This is a genomic window from Spirosoma aureum, assembly GCF_011604685.1.
Classification (GTDB): Bacteria; Bacteroidota; Bacteroidia; order Cytophagales; family Spirosomataceae; genus Spirosoma; species Spirosoma aureum.
Genome location: NZ_CP050063.1, coordinates 2,506,400 through 2,528,045 on the forward strand (window position 1 = coordinate 2,506,400; position 21,646 = coordinate 2,528,045).

General features: G+C 47.3%; 12 protein-coding genes. All 12 read left to right on the forward strand.

Features of this window, described 5'->3' with window-relative positions; all coding sequences use genetic code 11:
* Positions 1-41 precede the first annotated feature (41 nt).
* The 12 genes from G8759_RS09890 to G8759_RS09945 all read left to right on the forward strand — a co-directional run bounded on the left by G8759_RS09890 (position 42) and on the right by G8759_RS09945 (position 21,644).
* Positions 42-377: a PadR family transcriptional regulator gene (locus tag G8759_RS09890; protein WP_162384896.1), complete on the forward strand. Its 336-nt coding sequence runs from the start codon at positions 42-44 to the stop codon at positions 375-377.
* A gap of 16 nt (positions 378-393) precedes the next feature.
* On the forward strand, positions 394-3,144 hold the full coding sequence (locus tag G8759_RS09895; RefSeq protein WP_167207471.1) for an ABC transporter permease: 2,751 nt from the start codon (positions 394-396) through the stop codon (positions 3,142-3,144).
* Between the two features lie 47 nt (positions 3,145-3,191).
* Positions 3,192-5,855 (forward strand): permease prefix domain 2-containing transporter, encoded by a 2,664-nt coding sequence (locus G8759_RS09900; RefSeq protein WP_167207473.1) that lies wholly within the window; start codon positions 3,192-3,194, stop codon positions 5,853-5,855.
* 94 nt (positions 5,856-5,949) lie between these two features.
* Positions 5,950-8,592 carry an ABC transporter permease gene (locus G8759_RS09905; RefSeq protein ID WP_232074197.1) on the forward strand — a complete coding sequence of 881 codons (2,643 nt, stop codon included), beginning with the start codon at positions 5,950-5,952 and terminating at the stop codon, positions 8,590-8,592.
* A gap of 97 nt (positions 8,593-8,689) precedes the next feature.
* Positions 8,690-11,362, forward strand: coding sequence for an ABC transporter permease (locus tag G8759_RS09910; protein ID WP_232074198.1), 2,673 nt, complete (start codon positions 8,690-8,692; stop codon positions 11,360-11,362).
* A gap of 24 nt (positions 11,363-11,386) precedes the next feature.
* Positions 11,387-12,565, forward strand: coding sequence for a helix-turn-helix domain-containing protein (locus G8759_RS09915; protein ID WP_167207475.1), 1,179 nt, complete (start codon positions 11,387-11,389; stop codon positions 12,563-12,565).
* Between the two features lie 70 nt (positions 12,566-12,635).
* Complete coding sequence (locus tag G8759_RS09920) at positions 12,636-13,448, forward strand: C10 family peptidase (RefSeq protein ID WP_167207477.1); 813 nt, start codon at positions 12,636-12,638, stop codon at positions 13,446-13,448.
* Between the two features lie 123 nt (positions 13,449-13,571).
* Entirely contained in the window at positions 13,572-14,807 is a 1,236-nt protein-coding gene (locus G8759_RS09925; RefSeq protein ID WP_167207479.1) for an exo-beta-N-acetylmuramidase NamZ family protein, read from the forward strand.
* Between the two features lie 170 nt (positions 14,808-14,977).
* On the forward strand, positions 14,978-15,607 hold the full coding sequence (locus G8759_RS09930; protein WP_167207481.1) for a hypothetical protein: 630 nt from the start codon (positions 14,978-14,980) through the stop codon (positions 15,605-15,607).
* Between the two features lie 93 nt (positions 15,608-15,700).
* Positions 15,701-18,136 (forward strand): ABC transporter permease, encoded by a 2,436-nt coding sequence (locus G8759_RS09935; RefSeq protein ID WP_167207483.1) that lies wholly within the window; start codon positions 15,701-15,703, stop codon positions 18,134-18,136.
* Positions 18,137-18,253: 117 nt separating this feature from the next.
* The gene (locus tag G8759_RS09940) at positions 18,254-19,150 is read left to right on the forward strand and encodes a PD40 domain-containing protein (protein WP_167207485.1); all 897 of its coding nucleotides are present in this window, start codon (positions 18,254-18,256) and stop codon (positions 19,148-19,150) included.
* Positions 19,151-19,184: 34 nt separating this feature from the next.
* A complete protein-coding gene (locus G8759_RS09945) occupies positions 19,185-21,644 on the forward strand; it encodes an FtsX-like permease family protein (protein ID WP_167207487.1) in 2,460 nt (819 codons plus the stop codon).
* The last annotated feature ends 2 nt before the right edge of the window (positions 21,645-21,646 follow it).

Sequence of the window (21,646 nt, forward strand, 5' to 3'; positions counted from 1 at the left end):
AGAGGAAATAAAAAGAGCGCTACAATTTTATCGATTACCTCATGCGACGAAGTGACTTAGGTGAGTTTGAAGAGGTTGTTTTGCTGGCTGTAGCCGTACTTTCTCCCAAAGCTTATTCGGTGGTTATCGCTGAAGAGCTCGAACGGGAAACCAACCAGACTGTCAGTACGGGGGCCGTGCATGCCGCCCTGCAACGACTCGAACAGAAAGGGTATTTAACCTCCTATCTGGGCGAGGCAACGGCCGAACGGGGCGGACGACGGAAACGCCTGTTTACGGTTACGGCACTGGGCGGGCGGATCATGAGCGAGGTGCATCTGGTTCGAAATCGGATGTGGGAGCGGATCATTCCTACTATTCGGCTGGAATGGAGCTAGTAGCCCGTTGTGTGCTATGAAATCGAAGCCCCCAAACCCCGGAAAAGGCCCATCATCCGTGAAACATCGGCCCGCGCCTGGATGGATAACTAAACTCATTGAGTGGCTGTGCGCCCCGCATCTGCGGGAAGAGGTGCTGGGCGATCTCCACGAACGCTATGCCTTACGAGTAGAGCGATTGGGTGAAGCCCAGGCCCGCCGACGGTATTGGCGGGAAGTGCTGGCCTATATGCGGCCTTCTGTGATTAAACGAAAATCAGCGGTCCGAGGATTCGGCCAATATCCTAACCCAACAGCTACAGACATGCTACGGAATTATGTCAAAATCGCTTTTCGAACCCTGAGCCGACATAAACTTTATACGGCCCTCAACGTGGCTGGTTTGACCTTCGGTATCACCTGTTTTCTGCTGATCGGATTATACCTGTTCGATGAGTTGACGTTCGACCAGCAGCATAGCCGAACGAACCGGATTTACCGGGCCATTCAGCATAAAAAAACACCTACAGAAGACCTGACCATTGCGGCATCGAGTTACAAAGTAGCCGAAGAATCGAAGAAAAGCATTGGCGAAATCGAAAACTCGGCTCGGATTACCCGAACCGGAAGAGCCAATATAACAAATCCGGAAAACAAGAATACGTTTCAGGAAACCGTCGTCTTTGGTAACCCAGGCTTGTTGGAGATTTTTGATTTTGAGGCCATTGATGGTGATAGTAAGTCGGCTTTGAACGAGCCTAATTCCATCATTCTTGCCGAAGAGTTGGCACAACGTCTTTTTAACACGACGCAGGTTGTCGGAAAAACCGTTGAGTTTGAATTTATACCAGATAAGCCGCTGAAGATAACTGCCGTTCTGAAAAATCATCCCCGGAATTCAAGTTTCGATTTCAATCTGGTTATATCAGAAGCGACGATCAGCAGCGATCAGGATTTTGATGAAAGTACGTCTAACTGGGCGTCCCAAAATTTCATGACGTTCTTTTTGTTGAAAGATAAAGCCAATCCGGAGGTAGCCGCGTCGAAAATTACGCATTTACTCAATGCCAATGTCAAACTGGATGCAGGCACTTCTATGAGCTATAGCCTGCAACCGCTGGCTGACATTCACCTGTTTTCGGAGCATATTATAGACGGTGCCAGAAATTCCAACGTAGAAGCAATGAGCCGGGGCGTTTTCCTCTACATCAAAATCTTTGCGATTGTGGCTCTGTTTGTCTTGCTCATTGCCTGCATCAATTACATGAATCTGGCCACAGCCAGGGCTTCCAACCGGTCGAAAGAAATTGGCGTTCGCAAAGCCAGTGGAGCGTTTCAGAGTCATCTTATTCATCAGTTTCTAACTGAATCACTGGTTGTAACCGCCATCTCGTTTGGTTTGGCCGTAGTACTGGTGAATATACTGCTTCCTACCTTCAATGAATTCACCAATAAAGAACTCTCGCTGGGTATTCATAGTGATTACCGTATCTGGATTTATACCCTGCTTGCTCTTGTTGTTACAGGTTTATTGTCAGGTAGTTATCCATCATTTTTGTTGTCGAAGTTCAGCCCGCTGTTTTTGCTGAAAAATCTCAAGATCCAGAACAGGAGTGGTTTGTCGTTGCGGAAAGGATTGGTTGTTTTTCAGTTTACGATATCGGTCGTCATGATGATTGCTACCATCGTGCTTTTTCAGCAGGTCCAGTTTGTGAATAACAAGAATTTGGGCTTCGATAAAGAATTATTGCTGGTAATCGATATCAATAGTAGTAAAGTACGAACTGATGCCGAAACGATCAAAAGCGAATTTAGACGAATCGCTGCGGTCAAAAATGTATCGGTTACCTCCAGAGTGCCGGGAGAATGGAAAACAATTCCAACGGTCAAAATCAGGACCGAAGGAAATACCGATGAACACAAAGTTGCTTACCTGATCGGTGCTGATGAAAACTTTGCCAAAACCTTTAATGTGCGTCTCTTGAACGGTCGGAATTTTGGTGGAATGAGTGATTCTACGTCTGTCATCCTCAACGAAACAGCTGCTAAGCTGCTCGGTATCAAGGAGGCCTCGGCACAACCAATTGAAATGCCAGCCAGAGCAATGGGAGGAAGCTATAATCCGCTCAACGAGACGAATCAGCCTTTTAAAGCAAGAGTCATCGGCATTGTAAACGATTTTCATTTTCAATCATTACGCGAAAAAATTGCTCCGATGGTATTGGCCTACCAGAAGAATCCGGTGCATAACATCGACTACTTTACCGCACGGATCGAAGGCCAGGATATTCCGGCTACACTGGCCAAAATGAATGATGTTCTGGTCAAAATTGACCCTACAAATCTGCTGGAGTATCACTTTCTGGATGAGCAACTGGCCCGTTTTTATGCCGAAGACCGACGCCGTGAAACCTTATTGATCTGGATTGCGCTGGCTACGATTTTCATCGCCTGTCTGGGGCTTTTTGGCCTGGCCACCTACGCTGCCGAACAACGGATTAAGGAAATTGGTGTTCGCAAAGTACTGGGAGCCAGTATTTTGAATTTAACAGCTTTGTTGTCGAAAGATTTCCTGAAGCTGGTCCTGATCGCCAATGGCATTGCTTTTCCGCTAGGCTGGTGGGTAACGAATCAATGGCTAAACGAATTCGCTTACCACATCAGCGTCGAATGGTGGGTATTTGTTGTGGCCGGCGTAGTAGCGATTACCATTGCCCTGGCTACTGTCAGTTATCAGGCAATCAAAGCGGCTTTAATGAATCCAGTAAAATCCCTGCGCTCAGAATAAAGAATGTCGAATTCCTGATCGGAACATGCAGGTTAGCATTATCCAGTATGAATACACCCCGAAACCGCGCTGACGGACCGCCCCGTTTTGCTGACCGCTTGCTCAGGCTCTTCTGCGCCCCGCATCTGCGGGAGGAGGTGCTGGGTGATCTGCATGAGCGGTATTACCTGAAGGCGCAGCGAATGGGTGAGGCCCAGGCCCGCCGACGGTATTGGCGGGAAGTACTGGCTTATGTACGACCTGCGATTATCAGACGACAACGTAGTGACTATTCCCAACCAACAACTACAGTTATGCTACGCAACTATGTCAAAATTGCTTTTCGAACCCTTGTTAAAAACAAAGGGTACTCGTTCATTAATATTGGAGGGTTGGCTGTTGGTATGGCCGTCGCGGTGCTGAATGGTTTATGGGTATGGGATGAGTTGACATTCAATACTTATCACAACAATTACAACCGAATTGCCAAGGTTACGGAATTAGGTATACGGGATGAAGGGAAACGATATTCCAATAAGACTTTGCCCTACCCGCTGGCTACGGAACTTAAAACCAATTACCCTGGCTATTTCAGACACATTCTCATTGCGCGGGAAGCAGAAGATTATATTCTGGCAGCTGGCGAAACAAAATTAAGTCAGAAAGGGCAGTTCATAGATGGGGGCATTGCTGAAATGCTATCCTTAAAAATGCTCAAAGGTACCTGGGCGGGCCTGAACGATCCGAACTCGATCTTACTTTCGGCATCGACAGCCAGGGCTATCTTCGGAAAGGCTGATCCAATAAATAAGCTCGTAAAGATCAATGCCAGTATGGATGCCAAAGTAACTGGCGTTTATGAGGACTTACCCCATAATACCGAATTTCACGAGGTGAAATTTTTTGCTCCTTTTGATTTATGGACTTCTGTCAATCCCTGGGTAAAGCAGCAACAGTGGGATAATTGGTTCCTCTCTATTTATGTCCAGCTTCAGCCACAAGTGGGGTTTGACCAGGTTTCTTCTAGTATTAAAGATATTGAAATCAATAAGCTTAAAAAGCTCGAGGGAACGCAGGAACTATTGATGAGGCAACCGCAAATCAGTCTGCTCCCGATGAGTAAATGGCATTTGTATGGGAGCTATGATGTAGATGACACAGGACCTGTACAGATGGTATGGCTAATTGGTCTGATTGGTGTCTTTGTCTTACTCCTGGCCTGCATCAATTTTATGAACCTGGCAACGGCCCGTTCGGCGAAGCGAGCTAAGGAAGTCGGTATTCGTAAGGCAGTAGGTTCGCAGCGTGGCCAATTAGTCAGCCAATTCTTTAGCGAGTCATTTCTGGTCATTTTTCTCGCCTTTACAGTAACTATCCTTCTGGTTACCGTGTCGTTGCCCTGGTTTAACGATCTGGCTGCCAAGCAGCTGAATTTCCCCTGGACTAATCCCTATTTCTGGCTCGCCGGTCTTGGTTTTGTGGGACTAACGGGCTTTCTGGCCGGGAGTTACCCCGCACTTTATTTATCTTCCTTTCAGCCAGTCAGGGTGTTGAAAGGTGCTCCTGGTTTAGGCGCATCCGGGGTTGGGCGTTTGGCGGCTGTACCCCGAAAGGTACTGGTCGTGGTACAATTTACGGTTTCGGTTACCTTAGTTATCAGTACACTGATTGTTTATCGGCAAATTCAACATGCTAAAAACCGCCCGATTGGTTATAGCCGGGCAGGCTTATTGATGATTCAGGAAAAAACGGCCGATTTCGATGGTAAGTTTGATCTGATCAGGCAGGAACTGAAAAATACAGGTTTCGTTTCCGAGGTAGCGGAGTCGAGGAGTTCGGTAACGAATATCACCATGTGGAATGGCGGCTTTTCCCGGAAAGGAAATGTAATCACCTGCCCTAATGGATGTGGTACACTGCCAGTCGGTACAGAATATGGCAAAACGGTAGGCTGGCAATTTACTGCAGGGCGCGACTTTGCCCGAACCTTCGCTAGCGATTCGTCGGGTTTCATTGTCAATGAATCGTTTGCCAAACTGACCGGGTTGAAAAATCCTGTAGGTGAAACCGTTGTGTGGGCGCCTGGATGGCGTAAGCCCAAGCCATTTACTATTCTGGGTGTCGTAAAAGACATGGTAGCCTTATCGCCCTACGAGCCAACGATACCGACTGTCTTCTTCCTGGAGAATGCTTATGACTGGATCAATATCCGAATCAATCCAAATGTGAGTGTAGCGGAAGTTCTGCCCAAACTGGAGGCTGTCTTTAAGAAGCTTATTCCCTCGGCACCCTTCGACTACAAATTCGCTGATCAGGAGTATGCCCAAAAGTTCGCCAGAGAAGAACGAGTTAGTAATCTGGCCTTTGTTTTCACCATAATTGCCATTTTTATTTCTTGCCTGGGCTTGTTTGGGCTGGCTTCGTTTATGGCCGAACAACGGACAAAAGAGATTGGTATCCGGAAAGTATTAGGCGCATCGGTGTTCAGCGTCTGGGGATTACTCTCGAAAGATTTCGTCGAATTAGTCAGCATTGCTTTCGGTATCGCTACGCCATTTGCCTATTACTTCCTCAGTAATTGGCTCCGGAATTTCACATATCGCACCGAACTGTCATGGTGGATTTTTGCCATCTCAGGCGTAGGGGCATTAGCTGTGACATTGCTGACGGTGAGTTTCCAGAGTATCAAAGCCGCCTTGATCAATCCTGTGAAATCACTGAGGTCAGAGTAGTGAGGTAAACTGGATAAAAGCTACTGTAGAATGGCTAATTCCTGATACCGTAGTCTTGACGATCTTTTTTTTCATTCTATAGTAGTCTTTATCCATGATGAATACACCCCGAAACCGACCCGGCCGCCCGGTCAAACCACCCCGCTTAGCTGATTGGCTGCTCAACTGGTTTTGCGCCCCGCATCTGCGGGAGGAGGTACTGGGCGATTTACATGAACGGTACGCCTTACGAATGGCGCGTTTGGGTGAAACCAAAGCCCAATGGCGCTACTGGCGTGAAGTGCTGGCTTATGTGCGGCCTGCTATGATCAAACGACAACCATCCGAATACCCTAAACCAACGAATAGTGCCATGCTACGCAACTATTTAAAAATTGCCTTTCGCAATCTGGTCCGGCAAAAAGTATATTCCTTTATTAATATTGGCGGGCTGGCCGTCGGTATGACTGTGGCTATACTCATTGGCCTGTGGATTTATGATGAATTGTCATTCAATAGATACCACCAGCACTACGATCGTATTGCCCAGGTCATGCAGCACCAAACCATCAATGGAAATACCGCCACCGGACCCGCTATACCGATACCGCTGGCCAATGAGCTTCGCACGGCCTATGGTACTGATTTTAAGCATGTTTTGCTATCCTCCTGGACAGAAGGACATATTCTGTCGATCGGAACCAAAAAATTCTGGAAGAATGGTAATTATATAGAGCCGGAAGCGCCCGACATGTTTTCCTTAAAGATGATCAAAGGCACGCGGGCAGGACTGAAAGAGCCGTATTCGATCATGATTTCTGAATCAGTAGCCAATGCGTTTTTTGGCACTGGCGACCCGATGGGTAAACTACTGAAAATTGATAATCAGATAGCGGTTAAAGTCACCGGGGTTTATGAAGATTTACCCTATAACACCCAACTCAATAACCTCGATTACATGGTTCCCTGGCAGGTAAATGTAGCCATACGGGATTGGGTGAAAAACTCGCAGATAAAGTGGGATAATAATTCATTTCAACTGTTTGTTCAGCTTGCCGACCACGCAGATATGGACCATGTCTCGGCAAAAATAAAAGACGCCAAGCTGGTTAAGGTAGGTGAAGTATTGGCTCAGTTTAAGCCCGAAATTTTTCTCCAGCCAATGAAAAACTGGCATTTGTATTCGGAGTTTAAAAATGGTGTAAACGTGGGCGGCCAAATCCAGTTTGTCTGGCTGTTTGGCATCATTGGCGTGTTTGTGCTCTTGCTGGCGTGCATCAATTTCATGAATCTAAGCACAGCCCGTTCTGAAAAACGCGCCAAAGAAGTGGGTATTCGCAAAGCGGTTGGCTCTATTCGTGGGCAATTGATCGGGCAATTTTTTAGCGAATCCTTATTGGTTGTCCTGATTGCCTTTGTCCTGTCATTGCTGTTCGTACAACTCAGTTTGCCATTCTTTAATGAGGTTGCCGCTAAGAAAATGACCATTCTCTGGTCAACACCTTTGTTCTGGGTCGCCAGCATTGGATTTACATTGCTGACTGGCATCATAGCGGGCAGTTATCCGGCTTTCTATTTGTCTTCTTTCCAACCCGTTAAAGTGCTGAAAGGAACCTTTCAGGTTGGCCGATTTGCTTCGCTTCCCCGGAAAGTGCTGGTAGTCATTCAATTTACGGTATCGGTCACGTTGATTATCGGAACAATTATTGTGTTTCGCCAGATTCAATATGCTAAGAACAGACCCATGGGCTACAGCCGAAATGGGCTGTTATACGTGCAGACAACCACTGCTGATATCCACAATCATTACGATGCCTTTCGCAACGATTTACTGCAATCAGGAGCAGTAACAGAAATTGCCGAATCCGAAAGTCCGCTAACGGGAGTCTGGAATGTAAATGGTGGTTTTGACTGGGATGGAAAAGACCCGAATCAGCAACCCGATTTTGCGGTGGTTGGTGTAACCTACGAGTTTGGAAAAACGATAGGCTGGCAATTTAAAGAAGGACGCGATTTCTCCCGAGCCTTCGGAACCGACTCCGCCAGTATGGTTATCAACGAAGCAGCCCTAAAATTTATGGGGTTGAAAAATCCGGTCGGCAAAATAATCAGAGAAGGAAGTCTGCGGTATAAAATCATCGGTGTGATTAAAGACATGGTGATGGAGTCGCCTTATGAACCCGCCAGACAAACGTTTTTTTACATAAGCAATTTCCCCAGCAACTTTATTAATATTCGGATGAACCCGACGATAAGCGCCAGTGAAGCGGTCAGTAAGATTGGGGACGTTTTTCAAAAATACAATCCGACTGCTCCCTTCGATTACAAATTTGCTGATGCCGAATACACCAAAAAATTTGCAGCAGAAGAGCACATTGGCACGCTGGCTTCGTTCTTTGCTATTCTCGCTATATTGATCAGTTGCCTGGGAATTTTCGGACTCGCTTCCTTTATTGCCGAACAGCGCACTAAAGAAATTGGCGTTCGGAAAGTGCTGGGCGCTTCAGTCTTGAATCTGTGGGGTTTGCTCTCCAAAGACTTTGTGTTTCTGGTACTGATCGCCTTCGCTATCGCTACGCCAATTGCCTATTATTTTCTCAGTAATTGGCTCCAGAACTATACGTACCACACGGACATATCATGGTGGATTTTTGCGGCATCGGGTAGTGGTGCCTTGTTGATTACCTTGTTGACGGTCAGTTTCCAGAGTATCAAAGCAGCCCTGATGAATCCAGTCAAATCACTGCGGTCGGAGTGAAAAACATGGATCATGTAAACTGAACTGCGCGGGAGACAACCGAATTTGTATTATCAATTGGCCGCCGGACATCCTCATTAATTAGCCCAATTTCTTGATGAACCAACCACCCCGTTTCGCTGACCAATTGCTCAACTGGTTCTGCGCCCCGCATCTGCGGGAGGAGGTGCTGGGCGATCTCCACGAACGCTACGCCTTGCGGGTCGCGCGATGGGGCAAAGCGAAAGCCCGGCAACGCTACTGGTGGGATGTAATGGCTTATGTACGACCGTCGATCATCAACCGCAAACCCAGGATTAGCATGTCCTGGCAGACAGCCGCGCACCACTCGAATGGGCGGACAGGACGATTCGGCGACTATTCTCAATCCTATTTCCCCAATCCTATTATGATACGCAATTATTTCACGGTTGCCTGGCGCAATCTGATTCGTAATAAAGCCTTTTCGGCCATCAATATGTTGGGGCTGGCTTTGGGTATGGCCTGTAGTCTGCTGATTTTGCTGTGGGTGCAGGATGAACATAGTGTAGATGGTTTTCATGCGAATGGGAAGTACCTGTATCAGGTGTATGAACGTCAGCAATTTGATGGCAAAACGGAAGCAAGCTATAGCACTCAGGGGCTGTTGGCCGACGAACTGAAACGGCTCATTCCGGAGGTGCAATATGCCAGTAGTCTGGAGTGGAACAATCCATTTACATTCCAGGTGGGCGATCGGATTAATAAGATGGAGGGAACATTTGCCGGGGCTGATTTTTTCAGGATGTTTAGTTATAAACTCCTGCAGGGAAATCCTGAAACGGCACTGGATGCGCCCAATGGCATTGCGATTTCCCGAAAGATGGCCGATCAGTTTTTTGGAAGCCCGGAAAAAGCCATTGGAAAAGCGATTCGCTACGAAAATAAAGATGACTTGACCGTAACCGCGGTATTTGACAATTTACCGGCTAATTCATCGCAGCAATTTGATTTTTTAAGAACCTGGAAAGACTATGTGAAAGTAAACGATTGGGTAAATAACTGGAGCAACTACAATCCGTCTACGTTCATACAACTACGACCGGGTGCCGATCCGGCTAAAGTTGAAGCCAAAATCAAGGCGTTTACCTATCGATTCAAACCCAAAAGTAAGGCAATTGTTGAAGAGCTGGCCCTGCAACCCTATCCGGAAAAATACCTTCATTCTACATTTAAAAATGGTCAGCTCGATGGCGGCCGGATTGAGTATGTGCGTCTTTTTAGCCTTGTCGCCCTTTTCATCCTGATCATTGCCTGCATCAATTTCATGAATCTGGCCACGGCCCGGTCGGCTAAACGCGCCAAAGAAGTCGGTGTCCGGAAAGTGGTTGGAGCGGTTCGGTCGGCCTTGATGGGGCAATTTGTAGGTGAAGCGATGTTGCTCACCTTCTTCTCGATTATTATTGCTGTGAGTCTGGTTGCGCTGCTACTGCCAGCCTTCAATACACTGACCGGAAAGCAGTTAATATTGCCCGTTAGTCAGCCTGCATTCTGGGCAACACTGCTGGGTTTACTCACGTTAACGGGCTTTGTTTCGGGCAGTTATCCGGCTCTTTTTCTGTCGGCTATGAGCCCTATTCGGGTCCTGAAAGGAAGCCTTCGGTTCAGTCCGGGGGCAACGCTGTTTCGCAAAAGCCTTGTGGTGTTTCAGTTTGCCCTTTCCATGCTACTGATTGTCGGCATGATTGTCATGTATCGGCAAATGGACTACATCCAGACGAAAAATCTCGGGTACAATCGGGAGAACCTAATTTATATTCCATTAGAAGGCGAATTGGGCCAGAAATACACCCTCTTTAAAGAAGAAGCCGGTAAAATGGCGGGTGTCCTGACCATTTCGCGTATGCGGGGAACACCCACTGTGATTTCTCATCATACGGGCGATTTCGGCTGGCCCGGCAAAGATCCAAATCAGGCTATATCCTTTGCCGATGAGACAGTTGGCTATGATTTTGTGAAAACCATGAAGCTACAACTGAAAGAAGGACGCGATTTCTCAAAAGCGTTTGGAACCGATTCGTTAGGGTTTCTGGTAAACGAGACGGCATTAGCAAAAATGGGCTATAAAAACCGCACTGTCGGATCGTCGATCGGTCAACCGTTATCCTGGGGCCAGCGGCAAGGTACGATTATCGGCATCCTGAAAGACTTTCACTTCACATCAATGCACCAGGCCATTGAACCACTGATTGTTCGTCTGGACGAAAAACGGCAATGGGGAACGGTTCTGGTTCGTACGGAAGCGGGTAAAACCAAAGAGGCACTGGTCAGTTTAGAGAAAGTCTGCAAGGAACTGAATCCCAGGTTTCCGTTTACGTATCAGTTTTCTGACCAGGAGTTTACCCGGCTCTATCAAAGCGAGCAGATGGCCAGCCAACTGGCGAATTACTTTGCTATTCTGGCTATTTTCATCTCCTGCCTGGGTCTGTTTGGCCTGGCTACGTTCACGGCCGAGCAGCGCACGAAAGAAATTGGGGTACGCAAAGTGCTGGGCGCATCGGTAACTAGTGTCGTGACCCTGCTCTCCAGAGATTTCTTGAAGCCGGTATTGATCGCCATTCTCTGCACAACACCCGTTGCCTGGTATGCCATGAGCCAGTGGTTGGAAAGCTTTGCCTACAAGATTGACATCGAGTGGTGGATGTTTGCGCTGGCAGGTTCCATCGCCATTGGCATTGCCCTGTTGACAATTGGTTTTCAGAGCATCAAAGCGGCCCTGATGAATCCGGTCAAGAGTTTAAGGAGCGAATAAGCACTAATTTGTGTAAGTTAGTGCATGAACATAAGCTTCCATCTATTCGACCTCATTGTCATTCTGGGTATTACGCAGGGGTTGCTTTATGTTGTTTTGTTGCTGATTAAATACCGTCAATATGCCAGTAAACAGGTGCTGGCGCTGATTCTGGTTGTTTTTTGCATTCTCAGCGGGAAGATTCTGCTTCATACATTGGGTTTGTGGCAGAATCCTTCCCTGCGCTATTTTCCGCTGGCTTTCGACCTCACGCTACAGCCGCTGCTCTACCTGTATGTTGTTTCGTTGACACAAAGTAAGTTTACACTGAACCGATCATGGCTGATTCATTTTGTGCCGACGCTGGTCTTTATGATTCATGCGGTACTGGTTTACAGCCAGACCCAAACAACTGATAATCTGGCTCTCAAAGATCAGATTGCCGAATCGCTGTACTTCAATAACGTAAAGGAAGTAGAAGATCTATTGTCGGTATTACTGGGCGGAGTGTACGGATTTTTGGGTTTACATCGGTTAATGCGCTATCGAAACTGGTTGTTCGATACGGTTTCGAATCCAGCCTATCCAGCTTACCTGTGGCTTCGAAATATGCTGCTTGTGACCGGGGGCGTGTGGCTATTGCTCTCGCTGAATATTTTTCTGGATCTTGGTTTATCCTTTACGACTTATTCCTTCCTGCACTGGAAATTTTTCTATGTTTATCTGGCAGTAAATGTCTATTACCTCGGAATTACGGGCTACCAGCAGCCGCCTTTCGAGGTTGCTTTCGATGAGTCGGCGATCGATTCCTTGCCGAAACGAACACTGGATGGGATAAGCCAGGATCAAATCCAGGACGTAAAGAACAAAATCGAAATGGCTATCGAGCAGGAGCGTGTTTTTTTAGATCCGGACCTTAGCCTGACGAGTCTTGCCCGTAAACTAAATCTTTCGCCGGGTATTGTGTCCGGGGTTATTAACAGCGAATTTGATAAAAGCTTTCGCAGTCTGATCAATGAACGACGGGTCGACGAAGTAAAGCATCGGTTGACCGATCCGGCTTATCAGCACCTATCCATTCTGGGTATTGCATTAGAGTCGGGCTTTAACTCCGAAGCCAGTTTTTACCGTATTTTCAAAGCCACCACAGGTCTTTCGCCCCGGCAGTATAGTACACAAAAAACGCTCAAAATACCGATTGAGAGCTCTCAAAAGCCAAACTGAGAGGTTTGAAAAGAATGATTTCGGTTGGTTTGCCTGACAATTTAATCGTCAATCCAAACTCAATCGAACTATGCAACGCTTCCTGTTAACGATCTTACTTGCCTGCTTTACCCAGGCTATTGCGTCGGCTCAATTACAACAACCAACACAAAAGAATGCGCCGTTTCTATTGAAAACCCAGTGGGATCAATATGGTAGTTATGCCAGTTATACACCCGAAAATCACGTGCTGGGTTGCTGGAGTACCGCCCTTGCTCAAATCTTTTTTTACCATCAGTTACGACCGACCGGTATCGTGAATTACCAGTGTTCAAAAGGGTATAAAATTCAGGATACCTTATCGAATCATGCCTTTTCGTGGGATCAGTTTGCATCACGTATTGAACCAACTACATCCGCCGATGCAAAAAACACGGTAGCCTTATTTTCGTACCTAACCGCCGAAGCGATTCGCAAAGATTTTGGCACGAGTCGATACCTGGAGATGGTCAATCCGGTTGGGCAAATCAACAAACACTTTCCGTGTAACGCTGAATTTTATGTGTCGTTCTCCGAGCCGATTCCCATTCCGCAAGCTCAGCTGGAAGCCATTGCCAAACAGGAAGATATTCGAAATGTGCTGAAACAAGACGATGTGGTAGGGCTGATCCGGAAGGAGATCGATGCCGGACGGCCCGTATATTTTCATTTCGGCAATTTCACAACCTACGGGCATTCGACCGTCATTGATGGTTATCAACAGGAAAATGGCACATTCTGGGCTCACATCAATTATGGATCTGGTGGTCAACGTAATGGATGGTACGATTTGTTTAAGCCAATCGATGTAACTGACGACATAAAACTCAGGGCCTTTGTCGCCATTAAGCCGAATCGGGAATAGAGGGTGGATCGGTAAAAACGTGCCGGTCTTTACCAATAAAACGTTATCGTCGACTCATTACATCTTGTACGCAAACGCTTTTATCCGCAATTTGCTATCAGACTGCCTGTATGCTGGATTTACATGAAAACTGGTTTCCTTTTCTTTCTCCCGTTGCTACTCGGATTTCTTTTTCCGATTAACCATTTAGCATTTGTCGATGGACCGGTTACTGCTGTTGGTGTGAACGCAAATCCAATCGTGACAGGTGCAGACCAAATTTCGTCCTATCTGCCTTATCTAAAGGGGAAACGCATTGGAATGGTGGTGAATCAAACCTCCATTATTGGCCGTAAACCGAGCGTCGACAGCCTGGTCAGTCTGGGCGTAAACATCGTAATGATTTTCGGGCCTGAGCACGGCTTTCGCGGTAATGCCAGCAACGGCGATCATGTCGATGATAGTGTTGATTCCAGAACCGGCATTCCGATTGTTTCTTTATACGGCAAAAACAGGAAACCATCGAAGGAGCATCTGGCCAATATTGATTTACTGATTTTCGACATTCAGGATGTTGGTGCCCGTTTTTACACCTACATCAATACGCTTAACCATGTGATGGAAGCCTGTGCCGAAAATAACAAGGAGCTGATGATTCTGGACCGGCCTAATCCAAACGGCTTTATTGTCGATGGCCCTATTTTAGAGGATCATCTCCATTCGGGCATTGGTATGCATCGAATTCCCATTACGCATGGGCTTACCATGGCCGAATTTGCTCAGATGATTAATGGCGAAGGATGGGGAATCCCGAAAAACCAGTGCAAACTTCGGATCGTAAAAGTAGCTAACTACACGCACGATATGCCGTATACGTTACCCGTAATGCCCTCGCCTAACCTCAACACGCAGCAATCGGTCATGCTGTATCCCAGCATTTGCTGGTTCGAGGGAACAATTGTCAGTCAGGGGAGAGGGACCTATATGCCTTTTACGGTACTGGGTGCGCCCGCACTGAAAGGCATTTATCCCTTTTCGTTTCGGCCGGTCAGCCTGAAAGGCATGAGCGAAACGCCGTTACATCAGAATACCGATTGCTATGGGATTGATCTACGAAAATATGATATCACTATCCTGCGAAAAACGAAGAAGCTCAATCTGCAATGGCTAATGAAACTGTACAAGGCGTATCCCGACAAAGCCCGGTTTTTTGATAGGAGCCAGAGTACGCAGATGGGGAATTTCGCGTTTCTGGCTGGTACCGAAAACCTAAAACAGCAAATTATTGCGGGTAAAAGTGAAAAGGAAATTCGCCAGAGCTGGGAACCGGGGCTGTCGGCATTTAAGCAAATGCGCAAAAAATACCTGATCTATCCCTGATCAGGTGTAAAGCAGGCTAAAGATGCTGCTTCTTCGTTCACAATCGGACGTAAAGTGTCCACTTTCGGACAGCGTTATTCAGATGAAGGCCGTTTCTGACGTCAGAAACGGCCTTTTTCGTTCATGGCACGGCTGTTGACCAATCAGATTTAATTATCCTGCAGGAGTTCATGAAACCTATTCTAATTCTTTTAATGCTCGTTTCTGGCTTTATGTCGTTGGCGCAATCATCGTCGACGCTCAATACGGTCATAAACGAAGACGGTAAGGTAATGTCCATTCAGGTCGATGGCGAACGAAATGGGCGTGCAGTGAAGTATGATCGAACATTTGATGTAACTAAACTAAGCAGTTCAGAAAAGGATGCACTTAAAAACCGGGTTCTCGATTCGCTGGGAATCGGCCAATCAATCTCGATTCCGGAAGCCGTTGCCCATCGGGATCGCTCCCCCGGCGATTCGGAGGGGGTAGCTGTTCCGGCCAAACCGCGAGAGGCCCCATCGGTAACGATACCGAAGCCGCCTGTTCCGCCCATCCCTCCGGCAGACGCTGGCCAGACGGTTGTCACATTCCGTTGCGAAAGCTGTACCGGAAAAGTAAAGCTTGAAATTACCAGTCCAACTGAAGATTACTCCATTGAACGGGATGCAAAAGTGAATACCGACAAACGATTATTCCCGTACCAGATACCACTGAGTTCGGGAGAATATAACCTGAAATACTACCAGAACGGAGTACTGCAAATTCAGTCGAAGTTCACAGTGAAGTCGGGCGAAACAAATACGGTTGTCGTTAAATAAGTCAGTGTTTCGATAAAATCAGTGCTTCGATTATCGTGAGGTTCACAAAATCGTAGCACTGATTTTGGCAGTATATAATAACCCTCGACCCCGATGCTACAAAATTATTTTAAAATCGCCTGGCGGAATCTGGCCCGTAACAAAGCCTTTTCAGCGATCAACATCGTTGGGCTGGCTATGGGGTTGGCTACGTGTTTGCTTATCAGCCTGTTCGTTCTGGATGAGTTAAGCTACGACCGCTTCAACGAAAAGGCCGATCGTATTGTGCGCGTTATTTTTCGGGGATCGATCCAGGGCGAAAAAATGAACGAGGCACACGTTATGCCGCCTACTGCGCAAACGCTTAAAGCCGACTACCCCGAAGTGCAGGAAGCTACGCGGTTACGTCGTGGAGGAATGCCTTTTATCGTCTATGGTGACAAAACGTTCAGGGAAAGCGAGGTTGCTTTTGCCGACTCTAATTTCTTCCAGGTGTTTACGCTTCCGTTCGTAAAGGGTGATCCCAAAACAGCGTTGATCCAGCCCAATACCGTTGTTGTTACGCAGGAAGTAGCCCATAAATATTTCGGTAATGGTGATCCGATCGGGAAGGTGTTAACGGTTAAAAGCTTGAACACGCCCTACACAGTTACGGGAGTGATTGATAAGCTACCGGTTAACTCGCACTTTCATTTCGATATGTTCGCATCGATGGCCGGTTTCCCGGATGCGAAACAGCCTTCCTGGATGACGTCTGAATTTTTCACCTACCTGGTATTACCCAAAGGCTACGACTACAAACAGCTGGAGGCAAAACTACCTCAGGTTGTCGAAAAGTACATGGGGCCGCAATTGCAGAAAGCCTTTGGAATGAGCTTTGCTCAATTTCGCAAAAAAGGCAACGACCTTGGTTTATTTCTGCAACCGCTCACCACGATTCACCTGCATTCAGAACTAAGCGGTGAACTGGATGCCAACGGTGATATTCGGTACGTGTACATTTTTGGGGCCGTTGCGTTATTTATTCTGCTCATCGCCTGCATCAACTTCATGAACCTGTCTACGGCCGGGGCCTCAAAGCGAGGGCGGGAGGTTGGTATCCGAAAGGTAATGGGCTCGATGAAACTGGAACTGGTGGGGCAGTTTCTGCTCGAATCCTCGATACTAACGGCTGTTGCCTTACTGCTAGGTGTTGGACTGGTTTATCTGGTTTTGCCAGCCTTCAACGAACTGGCGGGCAAAACACTAAGCCTGCACTTGTTAGCGAATCCCTGGCTTCTGCCGGGCCTGTTGCTATTTGGGCTCTTTGTTAGTGTTCTGGCCGGGAGTTACCCCGCTTTTTTCCTGTCATCCTTCAAGCCGGTGTCTGTGCTGAAAGGTGGAAATTCGCTTGACCGGTTCACATCCGGTAAAAAAAGCTTTGGCCTGCGTAGCGGCCTGATTGTGTTTCAGTTCTTTATTTCCATTACGCTAACAGTAGGAACCATCATTGTTTATCAGCAACTGGCTTATATCCAGAACAAGAAATTAGGCTATAACAAAGACCAGGTTATCGTGCTGCCGGAAGCCTGGATGCTGGGCGATAAGAACGAAGTGTTCCGAAATCAACTCCTGCAAGACCCTCGGGTGGTGAATGTAAGCACATCAGGCTACCTGCCAGCTGGCCCAAGCTACAATAACAACTTCACGGTTTATCCCGAATCGAATGAAACCGAATTGATAAAAACGCTCCGATACGATGTCGATTACAATTACATATCGACACTGGGCATGCAACTGGTGGCTGGCCGGAATTTCTCGAAAGACTATGGTACTGATTCGTCGGGAGCCATTCTAAACGAGACAACCGCTAAAGTACTCGGCTGGGGAAACAAGGCATTGGGTCACACGATCACGAACTCCGATAATCAGGGAAAGAAGACACAGCTACGAGTAATTGGGATCGTTAAGGATTTTCACTTCAAATCCATGCACGAACGGATTTCTCCACTTGTCATGGTGCTCAACAAGAATGCCGGAACCATGATTGTAAAGGCAAAGACCAAAGACATTACGGGTTTGCTGGCGGTCATGAAAAAGAACTGGGATGGCTTTAAAGTCGAAGGACCATTTACGTACTCATTTCTGGATGAACGATTTAATGACACCTACCGGGCCGAGAAGAAAATCGGTGAGATACTGGGCCTGTTCGCGGGATTAACCATTTTCGTGGCCTGCCTGGGACTGTTCGGCTTAGCTACCTTCACCGCCGAACAGCGCACGAAAGAAATCGGCGTTCGCAAAGTGCTGGGTGCGTCGGTTACCAGCATCGTGGCTTTACTCTCCAAAGACTTTTTAAAACTCGTTGCCCTTGCGATCGTGATTGCCGTGCCGGTAGCCTGGTACACCATGAACAATTGGTTGCAGGGATTTGCCTATAAAATCGACATTTCGTGGTGGATGTTTGCGCTGGCGGGTGTACTGGCTATTGCAATCGCTTTGTTAACCGTCAGTTTCCAGAGCGTAAAAGCGGCATTGATGAATCCGGTGACGAGCTTACGGTCTGAATAGTGCCAGGCCGGGTAAGTAACAGCGAATACTGGATTTGTCCAGTCTAAGTCCTAATGTGGTAAGTGTTGATTATTAGGGATTTACGGGAATTTTTGTTGCCTTGACATTGCTGCCGCCATGAAACGTCCACTATTCATTTCCATCCTGATACTGGCCATGACAGCTGTAACACAAGGACAGTCTGCGGAGTCGATGTACTTGAATCAGCCACGACCTGGTTTAGTGGCTCAGGTTTTTGCGCCGGATAAGGTGTCTCTCAAAGGTCAGTATGAATATGGCTCCGTTTTTTCGAGTGATGGGAAGGAATTCTATTACGCCGTAATCGTGAATAAAAAGCCCCAGATCAGGCTTTCAACGCTTAAAAACGGAAAATGGACGGAGCCTTCGGTCATCCTGGCCAGTGACAGGTATGAATACAATGACCCATTCCTGTCGCCGGACGGGACGAAGCTGTTTTTTATCTCCGATCGGGCATTGGATGGGCAGGGCGACAAGAAAGATTTTGATATCTGGTACATCGATCGCAGGAAAGACGGCTGGTCGGAACCGGTCAATGCCGGTCGGGCTATAAACTCGGATAAAAACGAATACTACATGTCCTTTACGACTGATGGTACGATGTACTTTTCATCGAATGGAGCGACAAAGCCACCTAATGAACAGAATTATGATATCTACGCTTCCCGATTTTCGGGTGGTGGATTTCAACCTTCCCAGAAGCTTGGGAGCTCGATAAACAGCGAACAGTACGAAGCGGACGTATTCGTTTCGCCCGATGAGAAGTACCTCATATTCTGCGGAGAAAGGTCGGATGGGTATGGAAAAGGAGACCTGTTCATCAGCTTTAAAGATGAAAAAGGGGCGTGGCAGAAAGCAAAGAACATGGGGAAAGAAATCAATACCGATCAGTACGAGTTTTGCCCGTTTGTTTCCAGCGATGGAAAGTACCTGTTTTTTAGCCGGAGCGGTGATATCTATTGGGTAAGCGCCGACATAATCAATACCCTGCGATAAGGCATGTGAGCTGGTCTTTGCAAAAAAAATAGTAATGCTACGAAACTATCTTAAGATCGCTTTTCGCCGTCTTTGGACCGACAAGACAAACGCGGCTATCAATGTTCTGGGGTTAACCCTGGGCATAACGTGCTGCTTAGTGATCTATATTTTCGTGCGTTATGAATCTGGCTTTGATGGATTTCATACAAACGTAAGCCGGATATACCGGGTCGTTCACCACAACAAAACGGCCGACGGTGTCCAGCATTGGCCTACTACGGCCTATCCGTTAGCTGAAGCCATCCGTCAGAACATACCGGGCGTTGGCGTTACCCAAACGGCCGGACCGGATAGCCGGCTGATCAGTTCGGTCGATAGCCGGGGCGTTGTCCATCGCTTTGACGAGAAACGTGTCATGTTTGCCGATGCGAACTATCTGCGGACGTTCGATTTTGTGAACGTTTTTCCGGAAGGTATCTGGCTGGCGGGCAATGCCCGTACGGCCTTTCAGCAACCCAATAGCGTCGTGCTGACACAGAAAATGGCTGAGCGATACTTCTCCGGATACACAGGACGTTTTGAGGAACTGCTGGGCAAGACATTGACACTCAACAACGGTGATCCGCTACTCGTATCAGGCATCATTCGCAACCCGCCCTCTACAACGAACCTGCTGTTCGATATTTTAGTCAATTACCAGTTTTTTAAGGCCAACAATCCGTATCAGGCTACCAACTGGTCGGGCAATTATCGCGGAACGACCTATGTTACGCTGCCCGCCGGGGCTGATCCAAAGGCCTTTGAACGTCAGTTACAGGCATTGCAAAAGAAATACATGAAAGTGGATGATATCCGCCGAATCAGTTATTTCCTTCAACCGATCACCAGTATCCACACCGAAACGCTGTATGGAAGTTCACAAGGGAGCTACATTGTTAGCCGCGATATGCTCTGGGGATTGGTCAGTCTGGCCGTTTTCCTGATTCTGATAGCCTCCTTCAACTTTATCAACCTGACCACGGCCCAGGCCATCCGCCGACGGAAAGAAGTAGGCGTCCGGAAAGTAGTGGGTGGTACACAAGTGCAATTGTTCAGTCAGTTTATTGGCGAAACCCTCATCATTGCTATTGTAGCCGGTGTGTTATCACTACTGATCCTTCATACATTATTGAACTGGATCAACCAATCGCTGACAATCATTGATCTAAACCTCAGTGCCGATCCTACCATCTGGGCGTTCAGCGCCGGCCTGATTCTGGTCGTGGCGCTACTGGCCGGATTTTATCCGGCAATTGTTCTATCCAATGCTCAACCCATCACCGCGTTAAAGAACACTACCCCCCAGCGACACGCCCGTTTTTCACTTCGGCAGGGATTAATTGTGCTGCAATTCTGCATCACCTATGCCCTGTTGGTTAGCACCTTTGTCGTCAGCCGGCAAATGAATTTATTCAGTAGTAAGGATTTAGGCTTTACGAAGGACGCTGTCATTACCATAAACGGACCACGCAATCAGGTTGCCGGGAAACTCGGTACGTTCCGGGAGGAATTGCTGCAAAGCCCTGCCATTAAGGAAGTTAGTTTTGGTTCAGGGGCTCCAATTACCAATAATCATTATGGCACCGATTTTCGGCTAAAATCAGAAGCCGTTCAAATGAATCGGCAGGCCGAAGAGAAATTTGTTGATCTGGCCTATCAATCGCTTTTTGATCTGAAGCTCATTGCCGGAAGGTGGTTCACTCAGTCGAATAATCTGCCGGAAGGTTCGCGGTTCAATGCCTTTGTCGTCAATGAAACAATGGTAAAAATGCTCGGCCTGACTCCCGAACAGGCCATTGGTAAAACCATGATTATCAATGAAGGAGAAGCTCCTATACTGGGCGTAGTCAAAGATTTTCATAATGTTTCGTTGCAGCAAGCTATTACGCCATGTGTGTTAATGGTTTGGAATACAGGATTTTATGATGAAATTCATTTGCGGGTACAAACGCAGAACAGCCGTTTATTAAACCTGCCGCAAACGCTCGGTTTTATTGAAAAAAACTGGAAGCAACTCTTTCCGGACGATGTGTACCAGTACACATTTTTGAACGAGTCTCTGGCGAAAAATTACATCATTGAGCAATTGGTATTCGACGCATTCCGGATTTTTGCTGCTATCTCGATTTTCATTTCGTGCCTTGGCCTATTCGGGCTCATCACGTTCGCAGCGAATCAACGAACCAAAGAAATCGGCGTCCGGAAAGTATTGGGTGCATCGGTGGCCAGCCTAGTAGGCTTGCTCTCCAAAGACTTCCTGAAACTGGTGTTGATCGCCATTGTTATTGCCTCGCCCCTGGCCTGGTATGCCATGAGTCAATGGTCACAAGGCTTTGCTTACAAGGCTGATATAGAGTGGTGGGTGTTCGTCCTGGCGGGGCTTCTGGCAGTGGGTATTGCCTTATTGACAGTTAGTTTTCAAAGCATTAAAGCAGCCCTGATGAATCCGGTGAACTCATTGAGAAGTGAATAATG